Source organism: Kribbella soli (genome assembly GCF_004331345.1).
Taxonomy (GTDB): domain Bacteria; phylum Actinomycetota; class Actinomycetes; order Propionibacteriales; family Kribbellaceae; genus Kribbella; species Kribbella soli.
Genome location: NZ_SJJZ01000002.1, coordinates 1,688,427 through 1,701,734, shown reverse-complemented (window position 1 = coordinate 1,701,734; position 13,308 = coordinate 1,688,427). Strand labels below are relative to the sequence as shown.

Annotated in this window: 16 protein-coding genes and 1 pseudogene; 11 read left to right on the top strand and 6 right to left on the bottom strand. The window is 68.7% G+C overall.

The features are described from left to right. The first annotated feature begins 5 nt into the window (after positions 1 to 5). The 3 genes from E0H45_RS22255 to E0H45_RS22245 all read left to right on the top strand — a co-directional run bounded on the left by E0H45_RS22255 (position 6) and on the right by E0H45_RS22245 (position 2,830). The gene (locus tag E0H45_RS22255; protein WP_131340165.1) at positions 6 to 1,352 is read left to right on the top strand and encodes a hypothetical protein; all 1,347 of its coding nucleotides are present in this window, start codon (positions 6 to 8) and stop codon (positions 1,350 to 1,352) included. Next, positions 1,352 to 1,828 (top strand): hypothetical protein, encoded by a 477-nt coding sequence (locus E0H45_RS22250; protein ID WP_131340163.1) that lies wholly within the window; start codon positions 1,352 to 1,354, stop codon positions 1,826 to 1,828. Before E0H45_RS22255 ends, E0H45_RS22250 begins: the two co-directional genes overlap by 1 nt. A gap of 201 nt (positions 1,829 to 2,029) precedes the next feature. Next, a complete protein-coding gene (locus E0H45_RS22245; RefSeq protein ID WP_131340161.1) occupies positions 2,030 to 2,830 on the top strand; it encodes an IclR family transcriptional regulator in 801 nt (266 codons plus the stop codon). Here the strand turns inward: E0H45_RS22245 and E0H45_RS43305 are convergent. From E0H45_RS43305 to E0H45_RS22225, 5 genes and pseudogenes are all read right to left on the bottom strand, one after another. Then, positions 2,766 to 3,101 carry a hypothetical protein gene (locus E0H45_RS43305; protein ID WP_238155145.1) on the bottom strand — a complete coding sequence of 112 codons (336 nt, stop codon included), beginning with the start codon at positions 3,099 to 3,101 and terminating at the stop codon, positions 2,766 to 2,768. The genes E0H45_RS22245 and E0H45_RS43305 overlap by 65 nt on opposite strands. A gap of 27 nt (positions 3,102 to 3,128) precedes the next feature. Further along, a pseudogene (locus E0H45_RS43890) lies at positions 3,129 to 3,380 on the bottom strand (DUF624 domain-containing protein); the annotation flags it as partial. Continuing rightward, entirely contained in the window at positions 3,380 to 4,144 is a 765-nt protein-coding gene (locus tag E0H45_RS22235; protein WP_202872436.1) for an SDR family NAD(P)-dependent oxidoreductase, read from the bottom strand. The gene E0H45_RS22235 and the pseudogene E0H45_RS43890, both read right to left, overlap by 1 nt. After that, positions 4,141 to 5,259 carry a mandelate racemase/muconate lactonizing enzyme family protein gene (locus E0H45_RS22230; protein ID WP_131340155.1) on the bottom strand — a complete coding sequence of 373 codons (1,119 nt, stop codon included), beginning with the start codon at positions 5,257 to 5,259 and terminating at the stop codon, positions 4,141 to 4,143. The genes E0H45_RS22235 and E0H45_RS22230 overlap by 4 nt, the downstream gene beginning before the upstream one ends. Continuing rightward, positions 5,259 to 6,194, bottom strand: a complete 936-nt coding sequence (locus E0H45_RS22225) for a dihydrodipicolinate synthase family protein (RefSeq protein WP_131340153.1) — start codon at positions 6,192 to 6,194, stop codon at positions 5,259 to 5,261. Before E0H45_RS22225 ends, E0H45_RS22230 begins: the two co-directional genes overlap by 1 nt. Positions 6,195 to 6,295: 101 nt before the next feature. Between E0H45_RS22225 and E0H45_RS22220 the strand changes: the two genes are divergently transcribed. The 6 genes from E0H45_RS22220 to E0H45_RS22195 all read left to right on the top strand — a co-directional run bounded on the left by E0H45_RS22220 (position 6,296) and on the right by E0H45_RS22195 (position 11,149). Continuing rightward, entirely contained in the window at positions 6,296 to 7,108 is an 813-nt protein-coding gene (locus E0H45_RS22220) for an IclR family transcriptional regulator (protein ID WP_131340151.1), read from the top strand. Continuing rightward, on the top strand, positions 7,105 to 8,553 hold the full coding sequence (locus E0H45_RS22215; RefSeq protein ID WP_131340149.1) for an ABC transporter substrate-binding protein: 1,449 nt from the start codon (positions 7,105 to 7,107) through the stop codon (positions 8,551 to 8,553). Before E0H45_RS22220 ends, E0H45_RS22215 begins: the two co-directional genes overlap by 4 nt. A 4-nt stretch (positions 8,554 to 8,557) precedes the next feature. Beyond that, positions 8,558 to 9,514 (top strand): carbohydrate ABC transporter permease, encoded by a 957-nt coding sequence (locus E0H45_RS22210; RefSeq protein ID WP_131340147.1) that lies wholly within the window; start codon positions 8,558 to 8,560, stop codon positions 9,512 to 9,514. Beyond that, positions 9,511 to 10,338, top strand: a complete 828-nt coding sequence (locus E0H45_RS22205; protein ID WP_238155144.1) for a carbohydrate ABC transporter permease — start codon at positions 9,511 to 9,513, stop codon at positions 10,336 to 10,338. The genes E0H45_RS22210 and E0H45_RS22205 overlap by 4 nt, the downstream gene beginning before the upstream one ends. Before the next feature lie 182 nt (positions 10,339 to 10,520). Further along, positions 10,521 to 10,766, top strand: coding sequence for a hypothetical protein (locus tag E0H45_RS22200; protein WP_131340145.1), 246 nt, complete (start codon positions 10,521 to 10,523; stop codon positions 10,764 to 10,766). Then, positions 10,763 to 11,149 (top strand): hypothetical protein, encoded by a 387-nt coding sequence (locus E0H45_RS22195; RefSeq protein WP_238155143.1) that lies wholly within the window; start codon positions 10,763 to 10,765, stop codon positions 11,147 to 11,149. The genes E0H45_RS22200 and E0H45_RS22195 overlap by 4 nt, the downstream gene beginning before the upstream one ends. Before the next feature lie 97 nt (positions 11,150 to 11,246). Here the strand turns inward: E0H45_RS22195 and E0H45_RS22190 are convergent, their stop codons facing one another. Further along, positions 11,247 to 11,558: a hypothetical protein gene (locus E0H45_RS22190; protein ID WP_131340143.1), complete on the bottom strand. Its 312-nt coding sequence runs from the start codon at positions 11,556 to 11,558 to the stop codon at positions 11,247 to 11,249. 190 nt (positions 11,559 to 11,748) lie between these two features. Here E0H45_RS22190 and E0H45_RS22185 point away from each other — a divergent pair, with 190 nt between their 5' ends. Together E0H45_RS22185 and E0H45_RS22180 are read left to right on the top strand one after the other, a co-directional pair. Then, complete coding sequence (locus tag E0H45_RS22185; protein WP_131340141.1) at positions 11,749 to 12,738, top strand: NAD-dependent epimerase/dehydratase family protein; 990 nt, start codon at positions 11,749 to 11,751, stop codon at positions 12,736 to 12,738. A gap of 11 nt (positions 12,739 to 12,749) precedes the next feature. Continuing rightward, positions 12,750 to 13,241 carry a metallophosphoesterase family protein gene (locus E0H45_RS22180; RefSeq protein ID WP_131340139.1) on the top strand — a complete coding sequence of 164 codons (492 nt, stop codon included), beginning with the start codon at positions 12,750 to 12,752 and terminating at the stop codon, positions 13,239 to 13,241. Positions 13,242 to 13,308: the final 67 nt, after the last annotated feature.

Sequence of the window (13,308 nt, the reverse complement as noted above, 5' to 3'; positions counted from 1 at the left end):
TCAAGGTGCCGTCCGAGCTGCAGCGGGTTGCCCGCGGCCTGGTCGACTGCTTCGACGAGATCCCCCGCGTCGTCGACCAACTCCTGCGTACGGCGGCGCGCTGCCGGGAGAACGCACAGGTAGCGCTGATCGCATCCCGCGGTCAGGCAACGGTCGCCGCACAGCAGCTCGACGCCGCGGCGCGTGCGTGTGAAGCAGCTGCGCACTTCCTGTCGATGGCGCCGCCGAAAGCACGCGGCTGGGCCGAGGGCCTGGTCGGTACGGCGGGACCGTCGACCAATCGCCCTTCGTCCGACTCCGCGGACCGCAACAAGTCGACCAGCGGCACCGGTGACGTCCAGGTCCGCACGAGACGTCTCACCGCGACGTACGACGACCTGGAAGTTGCTGAGGACAACGAGCCGCCGCTGGTCACGGTCGCCCGCAAGGCCTTCGAGAAATACCGCAAGGCCCACGAGAAGGACGAGGACGACCAGGAACGCGACGACGAAAACCTCCTGGAACTCGAAATCACGGTCACCGAAACCGGCGAGGTGATCTTCGAAGAACCCGACAAGAAGGAAGAGCAGAAACGCGCGGACCGCCTCACCCGCGACTTCGAATTCGCACCGGAGTCCGACGAGGCTCCCGAGTTCGAAGAACCGGACGAGAAGGAAGAGGAGAAGCGCGCCGAGCGCCTCACCCGCGACTTCGAGATCGAAACCGACCTCACCGAAGCCGTGCAGCTCCTCCTCGACTCCATGGCCGACGCCGAAGACCAGCAATGGCAACACGCCACCCTCACCATCACCACAGACCACATCGAAGCCACCTTCGACTACCCCGAGCACCCCCCCCCCCCCCCACTCATCGTCGACATCGACCTCCCAGACCTCCCAACAAAGGACCTGGACTTCGATCCTGCTTTGGATCTGCGCCCGATCGGCCGTGACTTCGCACCGGGAGTGCAAGACCCTGCGAACCGCTTCGTGCCGAAGGAGCGCGAGCTCGCGGATTTCCTTGAGCTGCAGGGCTGGCGCGTTGACGCTCGTCCGGAGAACCACACGATCCACAAGCAGAAGAACCCGGACGCGACCCTGCGCAGGAACGGATCCGCGGACGGGGTAGTTGTCGAGTTCAAGACCTTGGATCGGGCTTCGTTGTCATCGGTGAAGCGCAATATCAACGAAGCCTGCGACCAGGTCGGCGCCGCAGGCGAGGTCTTCATCGACGGCCGGAAGGTCGATCTGGACGAGGCGGCGGCCCTGCGGGGATTCCGGAAGGCGTGCGGCCAGCCCGGCAAGTCCGTCGATGCGGTAGTTCATGTCATTCTCGGTGACGGGCGAATGGTCACCTTCAGGAAGGAGCGGTGATGTCGACGAGCGACAACGTTTTCGTGGCTGCGGGTGATTCTGTTGCAGAGGTGGCCGAGTGGTTGGCCGACGTACTCGAGCTGGAACCTGTCGTGGATGCCGACCTGAAGGACGACGAACGCCTGTTCCGGCGCACGACGCGGACCGCAGCGGGGACGGTGGCTGTGCGGGTCCGTCCGAACGGGTTCGCCGTCGTAGATCCGGAACCGGACGAGATCCAGGCGATCGATCGGTACCCCATCGATCTCAGTATCTGGCTCGTCGGCACGAAGGACGAGGAGTGGCAGCTGCGCGAGACCACGGCGATCTTCGGCGATCTCGTCACCGCGCGCCCCGACGTACCTGTGCTGCTCGTCCATAACCTCGACACGTTGGTGTCGGCCCACCTTCCCGGTGCCGGCACGCACACCTTCGACCCGCCGATTACCCCCGACGTCGAGGACATCGACACCTGGCGGAGCTGGATCATCAGTTGACGTGCAGCTCGACAGGGGGTGTTGGTGGTGGGGTAGTGCACGTGGGCGTGAACGTGTGCGTGCGTACGGTGTCTCGTTGGTGTACTACCTGTCGAGTTGCCGGGGATCCGGCGGTGCTCGGGGTGTTTGGTGGGGTCGTGGGGGTGTGGGGATCTACGATACGGATGAGGGAACCATAATTCAGGGTGAGAGGTGAGTTCCGTGGCGCGTGCGGTCGGTCGGGAGGCGGGGCCGGGGACGCAGAGTGTCGAGCGGGCCTTGTCGTTGTTGTCGGAGTTCACCGAGGCGCATCCGCAGCGGCGGGTGTCGGAGTTGGTGGAGGCGACGGGGCTGGGGCAGTCGACGGTGTCGCGGTTGGTGGGGGCGTTGGTGGCGCTGGGGTTCCTGGCGTACGACCAGCGCAGTGGGCTGTACGGGATCGGCCCGAAGGTGATCACCCTGGCCGGCATCGGCCTGAACGAGCTGCCGGTTCACCAGCAGTCCCGTCAGGTGGCGCAGAACCTGGCCGCCGACCTGAACCTCGGCGCGAACGTCGCCGAGCGCCGCGGCGCCGAGCTGTTCTACCTGTGCCACTTCGAGGGCCGCGCCGCCGGCCGATCGTCCACGTTGGTAGGCCGGCGTGGGCCCCTGCATGCGACCGCGATGGGCAAGGCCCTGATCAGCGAGCTCCCGAAGGCGGAGCTGAAGGACCTGCTCGGCGACGACCTGGCGCGCTACACCCCGCACACCGTGACCGATCACACCGCGCTCGACAAGCTCCTCCGCGAGGTCCGCGAGCGCGGGTACGCCCTCGAGGTGGAGGAGCTGGCGTTCGGCCGTGCCTGCCTCGCCGCGCCCGTACGCGACCGGACCGGCGCGATCGTCGCCGCCCTCTCCGTCTCCGGCCCACTGTCGGCGATGGACCTCGCCGCCCGGGAGGAGTCGCTCGCCATGCAGGTCATCGAACAGGCTGACCAGATCTCGTCAGGTCTGGGGTACCACGCGTCAGCAGCCGTGAGCTGACCAGCACCGCACCCAGCGCAGCCGCCGCTGGACCGAACAGGAGCGCTGCCGGTACGACGTACCACGCGCCCACGCCGGCCGCGAGCAGCACGATCGCAGCGGCCACGGGTACGACGGGACGACGCCACGCGACGTGGATCGTGAGGAGCCAGATTTCCGTCGTACGGCGGGACTCGGCGGCGACCGCGACGGCTGGGAGCAGCCACAGCGTGACCAGATACCCCAATAGAACAAGGGACAACGGCACCGCCATCACGGTCTGACGCGCCACCGTGAGATAGAACCCCAACACCCATACCGTTGCCAACGGCAACCCTAGGACCACCTGTCCACGCACGAGCCACTCGCGCCACCCGGACCAGAACGTCGACCAGACGGGCGCATCGAAAGATGTCGAGATCACTCGATGAGCAGCGAGAGTCGAAGGCGCGATCCCAACCACGACAGCGCCCGCCACAACGCCTAGGATCCACAGCACGGAGACGAGCGCCAACCGCAGCGGCCAGTCGAGCCACCGATAGAGAATCGCCGTACGGCCCGTGAGCTCCATCAGTCGGCCTGCAGTCTCGCCTGGAGATCGGCCCGCCCGACCACCGCAGGCGACAGCACGGACAGCCCACCATCGACCGGCAGAACCACGCCGGTGATCGCGGAGGCGCGCGGCCCGGCAAGGAACGCGACCGCGTCCGCGACCTCGCGAGCCTGGATGGTGCGGCCCAGCGGATACCCGGTGGATGCATCCGGCAACTTCTCGCCACCGACCATCCCGGGCGCGACGGCGTTCACCCGCACCCCACGGTTCGCATACTCGACCGCGAGCTGACGAACGAGCGCATCCACTCCACCCTTGGCGGCCGTGTACGCCGCAGCCCATGGCGCGGCCACCAACGTGTTCACGGACGAGACCGCGACGATCGCGCCCGCATCGCTGGCCACCAAGTGCGGCAGAGCGGCCCGCACAGGGAAGAAGACGGTGTCGAGTGTGTTCGACAAGGCGTCGCGCCACTGCACGTCGCTGGTCCGATGCGCCGGCACGAGCGGCATCCGCCCGGCCGCCGTCACCAGTACGTCCAGACCGCCGAACTCCGCCGCGACCCGATCGACCACCTCGGTCGCTGCCGTGGGATCCGAGCAGTCCGCCGTCAGCCGGAGGTCGAGGCCGTCGACCGGATCGTCCTCCAGCGACACTCCCGCGACCCGGCAGCCGTCGGCCGCTAGCGCCGCTAGGATCGCGGCCCCGATCGGCGTCGTCGCCCCGATCACGAGCGCCCGGCGGGTGGCCCCTCGCCCGGCCGCGGCCGGATCAGCAGTCACTTGATGCACGCCGCGCGTACGGCGTCCTCGTCGACCTCCACGCCCAGCCCCGGCCCGGTCGGCACCGCGAACCCGAGGTGGCCGCGCTCGAGCGGTGTCGTCAGTACGACGTTCACCGGGTCGAAGAGCGTCGGATGGAACTCGTACGCGACGAGGTTCCCGATCGCCGCGGACGCATGGATGCTGGCGGCCATGACGACGCCGAGCCCGGAGGAGTGGTGCGGCGCCAACGGCACGAACCAGGTCTCGGCCACCGCCGCGAGGTCGATGGTCTCGGTGATCCCGGTCCGCCCGACGTCAGGCTGCAGAATGGCCGCGGCCCGCCCTTCCAGCCACGGACGGAACTCCTGCCGATGCCGCAGACTCTCCCCGATCGCCACCGGAGTGTCGATCCGGCCCGCGAGCTCCGCATGCCCGGTCACGTCCTCGAACCCGACCGGCGCCTCGAAGAACCACGCGCCCAGTTCGTCGAGTCCACGCCCGAGCCGCACAGCCTGAGGTACGTCGTACACACCGTGCACGTCGATCGCGATCTGCAGGTCGTCATGCACCGCCCGCAGAGCCTCGACCGTGGCCAGGTCCTCGCGTACGCCGTACCCGAGCCCGATCTTCACCTGCCGCACACCCTGGTCCACCCAGTCCCTGGCATACGCGACCCGCTCGCTGTCCTTCTTGCCCTGAAGACCGGACACGTACGTCGGCACGACGTCACGCTGAGCACCGCCGAGCAGTTGATGCACCGGTACGCCGGCGATCCGTCCGGCCAGGTCCCACAACGCCACGTCGATCGCGGCGATCGCGTCGCCCTGATGCCCGCCGAGGTGACCGCGTTCGCGCATCAGCGCCCGCAGCGCGGCGACGAGCGGCCGGACCCGGGTCGGATCGGCGCCTAGCAACGCGGGCTTCAGCAGGAGTTCGATGATCTTCGCCGGCACTTCCGGAGCGACCGGTGCGAGCGCTTCACCCCAGCCGATCGACCCGTCGTCGGCGGTGAGTCGTACGAGCAAGGCCTCGCGCGCTGAGCCGTAGATGCTCGGCCAAGGCGGTTTCGTGCTGTAGCTGCGTGGCTCTGCGAGCGCCAGCGGAAAGACCTGTACGTCGGTGATCGTAGGCATCAGTGGATCCCGGTCAACGGAGCGGATGCAGCAGGAAGGTCCAGCCGGTCGAGTATCGCGGTCAGGCCTGCCTTCGCGCGAGCGTCGAGGGCACGCGCCGGCACCCGGACCGTGGCGTGATCGATCAGGCCGCGGGAGACCAGGACTTCCTTGTGCACGGCCCAGGCGATCCCGGACTGGAGCCCGTAGACGAGCAGCGGTAGCAGCAGGTCGAACCGTGCGCGCGCGTCGTCGTACCGCCCGGCGCGCCAGTCGTTGACCACCGGAGCGAGGAGATCCGGGATCTCGCAGGCGGGCATCGTGCCGACTGCGCCGGCGGCGAGTTCGTCGAGAAGGAACTGCGCGTTCTGCCCACCGAGGACCACGAAGCCGGGCTGTGAGATCCGGTCGACGACGGCTGCGACCTTGGGTGCGGTCGGCGGGGCCTCGACCTTGACCGAGGTGACGCCCGGCACGGTCGCGAGCTCCGCGATCTGCAGCGGCGACATGGCCACGCCTGTGACTCCTGGCGCGTCCTGCACCATCACCTCGATCCCGACCGCGGCGACCTCCGCATAGAACGCGGGCAACTGCGCCGGGCTCGGCAGAACCATGTACGGCGGCAGCACCATCACCGCGGTGGCGCCGGCGGCCGCTGCCTCCGCGGCCTGCTCGACAGCCGTCACCGTCGACGTCGCCGCCACCCCGACGACCACCGGTACGGCGTTCGCGACCACGCGGACCGCCTCGCGCGTGACCAGGCGGCGCTCGTCGGCGGTCAGCGCGAACGCCTCGCTGGCCATCCCGAGGACGGCGACTCCGTGCACGCCGCTCGCGAGCTGGAACTCGGTCAGGCGGCGCAGACCGGGCAGATCGAGGCTGCCGTCCGGGCCGAACGGCGTGGCCAGGATCGGAACCAGTCCCTCGACGGTGGGCGGACTCTCAGTGTTCAGCATTCGGCATCCGATAGATGCTTGACGAGATCCATCATGTGCGTAAGGCTGCCACATAGTGGATGTATCCGTCCATCATTCACCGTCGAAACCCAGGAGTGCCCGTGGCGCCGGAGGCAGGGTCGAACCGCAGCGTCGAGCGTGCTGTCGCCGTACTGCGTGCCTTTGCGGTGACCGGGAGCCTGCGGGTCACGGAGGTCGCGAACCTGGCCGGCCTTCGCCAGTCCACCGCGTCGCGGCTGCTCAGCACCCTCGAGTCGGCCGCTTTCGTCGAGCGCGACGCCGACGGTCAGTACCGTCTCGGCGCCGAGCTGATCACCCTGGCCGGCGTGGCCGTGAACGGTCATCCCGTGCACCACGCGGCCCGCCAGCCGGCCCAATCACTCGCCGCGGCGACCGGGCTCGGCGCGAATGTCGCCGTACGGCGGGGGCACGAGGCCTACTACCTGTGCAACTTCGAGGGACGGCTGGCGCCCAGGGCGTTCTCGCTCACCGGGCGGCGGAACCCACTGCACGCCACCGCGCTCGGCAAATGCCTGCTGCTCGGTGTCGACGACCGCCGCGCGTTGCTGGGGGAGCTCGAGCGGTACACGCCACGCACCATCACCGACCACGACCTCCTCGACGCGGCGATCGACCAGGTGGCCTGGCAGGGCTACTCGACCGAAACCGAGGAACTCTCGCTCAGCCGATCGTGCCTGGCCGCCCCACTCCGCGACCGCTCCGGCCACGTCGTCGGCGCCCTCTCACTGTCCGGCCCGTCCAGCGCCGTCGACCTCGCCACCCGGGAGCACGAACTGTCCCGCCTGGTGGTGGAGACCGCCGACGCCATCAACTCGCACCTGGGCCACCACGGCCCCACCGATCCCCAGCTCACGGCGCCACCTGGGCGCCTCGACCAACGGAGCCGATCATGAAGATCCGCCCTGCCCTCACCGTGCTCACCTGCGCGGTGGCGCTCGCCCTGTCGGGGTGCAACCTTGTCGGCGGCAGCTCCGACTCGGGCAGCGCCGCCGACAAGGTCACCGTCACCGTGGCCCTCGTCCCGGACCCGCCCGGCGCGAGCGAGTTCTACCGGCAGCAGTTCGACGAGTTCGAGAAGGCCAACCCCGGTATCGCGGTCAAGGTGGTGGAGAATCCGTCCGACCAGCAGCTGAACGCCGTCGAGCTGATGTTCCAGCAGAACCGCGCACCAGATGTGTTCCGGGCCCAGGACGACGGCATGGATCGGATGGCCGCGCGTGGCTGGGTAGCGCCGCTGGACGAGTTCGTCACGCCGGAGTTCCTGAAGCGGTTCCCCGAGGGGAGCATGGATCCGGCCACGTCCGGCCTGCACCGGGACGGCAAACTGATGAGCCTCCCGCTGGTGTGGGGGCCGTGGTCGTCGCTGCGGGTCTTCCTCTACAACGAGGACCTGTTGAAGAAGTCCGGTTTCGACGGCCCGCCGAAGACCTGGGCCGACCTCGAGCGGATGGCGGCCAAGATCACCGCCGACGGCCACGGCAAGTACTTCGGGTATGCGCCGACCGCGGCCAAGGCACCCGCGGCCGAGATGCTCGCCGGCACTGCCGTTCCGTACTCCGTTGCGGCCAGCGGCATCGACTTCCGTACCGGTAAGCCCGCGACGTCGAGCCCGGGGCTGGTCGAGGCCGTCGAGCTGCACCGGCGGATGCAGGCCGCCAAGGTGATGATGCCGGGCTGGGAGAGCTGGGACGGCAGCCGCGCGTTCAAGGAGTTCGCGGCCGGCAAGCTCGCGATGTATCCGACCCCGCCGTGGCACGTGGCCGAGGTTCGGAAGCTGTCGCCGGAGATCAAACTCGGCATCACCGGACTGCCGGTGCCGGCCGCCGGGCGGGGCGCCTACCTGGCGCGGAACAAGTCGTTCAGCCCGCTGTGGTCGATGTCGTCGCAGTCCGCGCACAAGGCGGAGAGCTGGAAGGTGATGGACTTTCTCGCGTCGGACGCCTTCCACAAGGCGTACTACCAGAAGTTCGGCACGCTGACCGCGCTCGAAGGGGCCTGGAAGGCCGAAGCGGAGAAGAACCCGGACCAGGCCGCGATCCTGAAGGTGGCCGCGGAGACCCTGCGCCGTGCGCCGAACCCGGCACTGGCGAGCAAGGGCGGTCAGGCGATCACCCAGGCGCTCGCGGCGAAGCCGGACCTGAAGTACACCGACGCCGCGGTCAGTTCGATCGTGAAGAACCAGCCGTTCGCCCCGGCCGCCGCGCAGCTGGACAAGGACCTGCAGACCTTCCTGGACAAGACGTCGGCCGATCTGGCCGCGAAGGGGCAGGAAGGGTCGGCCAAGGATCTGACCTTCGCGGGCTGGGACCCGTTGAAGGACTTCACGCCGGGAGGCTGACCGGATGACGACGACGATCGAGCGCGTGGTCCGGAAGGCGCCGGTCCCGGAACGCCCGCGCCGGGGGCGGGGCGCGTTCCGCAGGCATCTGTGGAGCTACGTGTTCCTGATCCCCTTGGTACTGCTCTTCGGCGGGTTCACGGTCTGGCCGATGATCGCGAGCTGGTGGTACGCGTTCTTCGACTGGGACGGGGTGGGCTCGCCGGCCGACTGGGTCGGGCTGGCCAACTTCCGCGAGGTTCTGGCGTCAGACGCTTTCTGGCGGGCGTTCTGGCACTCCTTCGTGTTTTCGCTGGCCGCGATCTTCGTCGAGCTGCCGCTCGCGCTGGTCCTGGCGATCCTGCTCAACAACTCCTGGCTGCGGTTCCGCAACCTGTACCGGCTCGTGCTGTTCCTGCCGGTCGTGGCGACGACCGCCGTGATCGGCATCGTGATCGCGATCCTGCTCGACCCGGCCGGCGGCCTGGTGAACCGGATCCTGCTCGACTCCGGGCTGATCGACCAACCGGTCAACTTCCTCGGCAGTACGTCGATCGCGCTGCCGACCCTGCTCTCGATCGACGTCTGGAAGGGGTTCGGGATCACCTTGATCTACTGGCTCGCGGCACTGCAGACCGTGCCGAAGGACCTGCAGGAGGCGGCCGCGATCGACGGCGCCGGGTTCTGGCGGTCGCTGCGGTTCGTCACGTTGCCGGTCGTCATGCCGATCGCGATCGTCATCCTGCTGCTCGTGTTCCAGCGCAGCCTGAACACGTTCGACCTGGTGCGGGCGGTGACCGAAGGCGGACCGGATTACGCGACGGACGTCGTACCGACGTACATCTATCGGTATGCGTTCGACCCGTCGTTGCAGGCGCCGCGGTACGGGTTCGCGTCGGCGGCCGGTGTGGTGTTCGGCCTGCTGACGCTGGTCGTGACGTTGCTTCAGGCACCCTTCATGCGGCGGCGGGTGGGCTCGTGAACCGGCTGCTGCGGCGCAACGTCTGGCACCTGCTGCTCGTCCCGCTGTGCCTGGTCTGGGTGTATCCGTTCGTCTGGATGATCTCGGCCGCGTTCAAGACGCCGAAGGAGATGCTGCTCGGCGGCCTCTCGCTGCTGCCCGACCACGCCACTCTGGACAATTTCCGGCGGGCGTGGACGACGGCGAAGTTCAGTACCTACACGGCGAACACCGTGACGTTCTCGATCGCGGTCGTCGTCCTGGTACTGCTGGTCGCGTCGGCGGCCGGGTATGCGTTGTCGCGGCCCGGGCTGCCCGGGAAGAAGGTGCTGGTCGCGGTACTGGTCGCGACCATGTTCATCCCGCACGGGTACACGATCATCCCGACGTTCGTCCTGGTGAACGGTCTCGGCCTCGGCAACGGGCTGCTCGGCGCGGCGCTGGCCCAGGCGGGGCCGGCGCTCGTCGTACCCGTGCTGCTCTTCATGGGCTTCTTCAGTGGGATCCCGAAGGAGCTGGAGGAGGCGGCGCGGATGGACGGCGCCGGGTACCTGCGCACGTACTGGCAGGTCATGCTGCCGCTCGCCAAGCCTGTCATCGGCACGGTCGCGCTGCTGAACTTCATCGGCGCGTGGAACGCGTTCTTCATCCCGCTGGTGTTCACTCTCGGCAACCCGGACCTGCGGACGCTCGGTGTCGGGATGTACGGGTTCTACGGTCAGGACACCACCGACTGGACCGGCCTGGCCGCGGCTGCCTGCATCAGCGTCGTACCGATCGTGGTCGTCTTTCTGTTCCTGCAGCGCACTTTCGTCGAAGGAATCGCCGGCGCGGTCAAGAGCTGACCGCGCCGGCCCCTCCCGGGCAGGCCCAAAAAACTTTCTTCCAACTCGCGTCATGATCGCTCCGGTGGTCCGTCACTACCTGTGAACCCATCCCCACAGGGAAGTGGAAGTGATTGCCGTGAAGGGTTGTCATGCGAGGTCGCTGATGGGATCCGGCTCGAGTGGGCGCCGGGTGTATTGAGATGTCCGACGGTGGTGATCCGCACCCGGCCGCGGTCCGGGTGGAGCGTCGTCGGGTGCGAGTCTGGTTCGGGGACCATGTGGTCGCCGACTACCGGGCCGAAGCAGAGCTGGCCGAGCGGTACGCCGCGGCCATGTCGCGCAGGTTCGCCGGGTTGCGGGTGACCAGTGACCCGGTTCCGGACCACGATCCAGGACCGGAACGGAAGCTGCCGGGGGAGCGGCTGTGGGAGGTAACGCCGAAATGAGCTCCCGTCGCTTCCGGCTGATCCGTCATCAAGATGTCTCCGGTGTCAGCGGCACCGGACCCGTCGCCGAGGGTGTGCAGTTCACCGACGGCTCGGTCGCGCTCCGCTGGTACGGCGACTACCCGACCACGACCGTCTGGGACGGTATCGACTCCGTCGTCGCGATCCACGGGCACGGCGGGGCCACGACGGTCGAGTGGCTCGACCCCGAAAAGGGTCCCGATCCCGACCTCCAGCTGCCGCCCCGCGAGTCCCTCCCGCCCCGGCCGTGGCCGGATCTGCACTCCGCGCCCGAGCCACAGGACCCCGACCCGCTGCACTCCGACCGCGACCTCGGGTCGTACGGCGCCGCGCCGCCGTCCACCAGGTCGTCGTACCGCTGAGATCCCGATCCACCGGTGCCGGCTGACCCCCCTCCCGGCATCGGTCACCTCGGTACGGCGTACGCCCGGGCGAGCCGGCGTACGCCGTACCTGAGGATCAGCGGTACTCCATCAGAGCCATCTGGTCGAGGTTGTAGAACTTGCTGGGCCCGTCGCACAGCGCCATCATCTGCTCGGCGAACTCGGTGGTGTCGGCGCGCTGCGAGTTCTCCATCGCCTCCTCGTACGAGTCGAACTCGATGATCGAGAAGTAGCGCCCCGGCTCGTCACGGTCGGCGCAGCTCATGCCGCGGCTCGGGGTCGGCCCCTCGGCCTCGGCCTCGCGTTTCGCTTGGTAGTCCGCCAACAGTGCCGCGACCTCGTCCGGCTTCGACGTCCGGTACTCGATGATCTGAACGAATCCAGCCATACCTTCCCCCTGTTTCCACAGACACCCACCCCTGGGCGTCTTGCTGGTTCGACAGTCCTCCTGGATCGCCTGCCTGGCAAGGGGACGTCGATTACGGTGACGTGACGAGGGCAACGAATCACGCACGGGAGTTTCTGCCCTCGGCAGAGGTGCCTGGGAATTGTCGGCCGGGCCTGATTGGCTGGCCCGCATGGAGATTCTGATCCTCGGCGGTACGGCGTGGCTCGGTCGGGAGATCGCGACGCAGGCGATCGCGCGCGGCCACTCGGTGACCTGTGTGGCCCGTGGCGAGAGCGGCACGATCGCCGACGGCGCAACGCTGGTCGCGGCCGATCGCAGTAATCCGGACGCGTACGACGCAGTGCCTGCACAGGACTGGGACGCGGTGTTCGAGGTCTCGTGGCAGCCGGGTTTCGTGAAGGGCGCGCTGGCCGCGTTCGGTGCCCGCGCCAAGCACTGGACGTACGTGTCCTCGTGCAACGCGTACGAGAAGTACGACACGCCCGGCGCGGACGAGACCGCGGCGCTGCGGGAGCCGACCGCGGACGACGTGGCCGATCGGGAGCTGTACGGCGAGGCGAAGGTCGCGTGTGAGCTCGCATCGCGTGAGGCGGTCGGGGATCGGCTGGTGATCGCGCGCGCCGGGCTGATCGGCGGGCCTGGGGACCGCAGCGATCGCGCGGGTGCGTGGGTCGCGCGGGCGGCGCGGGCGCCCGAGGAGCCGTTGCTGGTGCCCGACACGCCCGAGCTGGCGACGGCGGTGATCGACGTACGGGACCTCGCCGGATGGCTGCTGGACAACGCGACCGAGGGGCGCACAGGGACGTTCGACACGTTCGGACCGGTGGTGCCGTTCGGCGAGTGGATCGAGTTGATGCGCGAGGTCGGCGGTCACACCGGGCCGGTGGTGCTCGCGCCGCGGGAGTGGCTCGAGGAGCAGAAGGTCGAGCAGTACATGGGGCCGGACTCGTTGGCGATGTGGCTGACCGAGCCGGGCTACGAGGGCTGGTCGTCCCGCAGTTGCGCGGCGGCGGCCGCGGCCGGCCTCACCCACCGGTCCCGCCGGGAGTTCGTCGAGGACACCCTCGCCTGGGAGCGCGAGCTCGGCCTGGACCGCGAGCGCAAGGCAGGCCTCAGCCCGGCCAGGGAGAAGGAGTTGCTGGCGGCACTGAAGGCATAGAGAGTGGGCGCATGCGGCTCCTGCTGATCTCGGACACTCATCTGCCGGTGCGGGCGAAGAAGTTGCCCGCGCCGGTCTGGGACGCGGTCGATGCCGCCGACGTGGTCATCCATGCGGGCGACTGGGTGAGCGTCGGGCTGCTGGACGAGTTGGAGTCTCGCGCGGCCCGGCTGGTCGGGTGCTGGGGCAACAACGACGGACCCGAGCTGCGGGCGCGACTGCCCGAGGTTGCTCGGGTGACACTCGACGGGTTGTCGGTCGCCGTGGTGCACGAGACCGGCTCGTCCAAGGGGCGCGAAGAACGCTGCGCGGCGGCGTACCCGGGGGTTGATCTGTTGGTGTTCGGGCACAGTCACATCCCGTGGGACACCACCGGCCCGGGTGGGATCCGGCTGCTGAACCCGGGGTCGCCGACCGACCGGAGGCGGCAGCCGTACTGCACCTACCAGACTGCGACCATCACCGTCGGCCGCCTGGAACAGGTTGCCTTGCACAACCTTTAAGTTGGGTGTTGCAACGACTACGGCCGGGCAGACGTGGACGGCGCCGTACCACCGAGCTACGGCGCAC

Bases quoted from the DNA above. Each gene is read 5' to 3' on its own strand.
- E0H45_RS22250 (WP_131340163.1), top strand. From the start codon at position 1,352: ATGTCGACGAGCGACAACGTTTTCGTGGCTGCGGGTGATTCTGTTGCA.
- E0H45_RS22230 (WP_131340155.1), bottom strand. From the start codon at position 5,259: ATGCCTACGATCACCGACGTACAGGTCTTTCCGCTGGCGCTCGCAGAG.
- E0H45_RS22225 (WP_131340153.1), bottom strand. From the start codon at position 6,194: ATGCTGAACACTGAGAGTCCGCCCACCGTCGAGGGACTGGTTCCGATC.
- E0H45_RS22215 (WP_131340149.1), top strand. From the start codon at position 7,105: ATGAAGATCCGCCCTGCCCTCACCGTGCTCACCTGCGCGGTGGCGCTC.
- E0H45_RS22210 (WP_131340147.1), top strand. From the start codon at position 8,558: ATGACGACGACGATCGAGCGCGTGGTCCGGAAGGCGCCGGTCCCGGAA.
- E0H45_RS22200 (WP_131340145.1), top strand. From the start codon at position 10,521: ATGTCCGACGGTGGTGATCCGCACCCGGCCGCGGTCCGGGTGGAGCGT.
- E0H45_RS22195 (WP_238155143.1), top strand. From the start codon at position 10,763: ATGAGCTCCCGTCGCTTCCGGCTGATCCGTCATCAAGATGTCTCCGGT.
- E0H45_RS22190 (WP_131340143.1), bottom strand. From the start codon at position 11,558: ATGGCTGGATTCGTTCAGATCATCGAGTACCGGACGTCGAAGCCGGAC.
- E0H45_RS22185 (WP_131340141.1), top strand. From the start codon at position 11,749: ATGGAGATTCTGATCCTCGGCGGTACGGCGTGGCTCGGTCGGGAGATC.
- E0H45_RS22180 (WP_131340139.1), top strand. From the start codon at position 12,750: ATGCGGCTCCTGCTGATCTCGGACACTCATCTGCCGGTGCGGGCGAAG.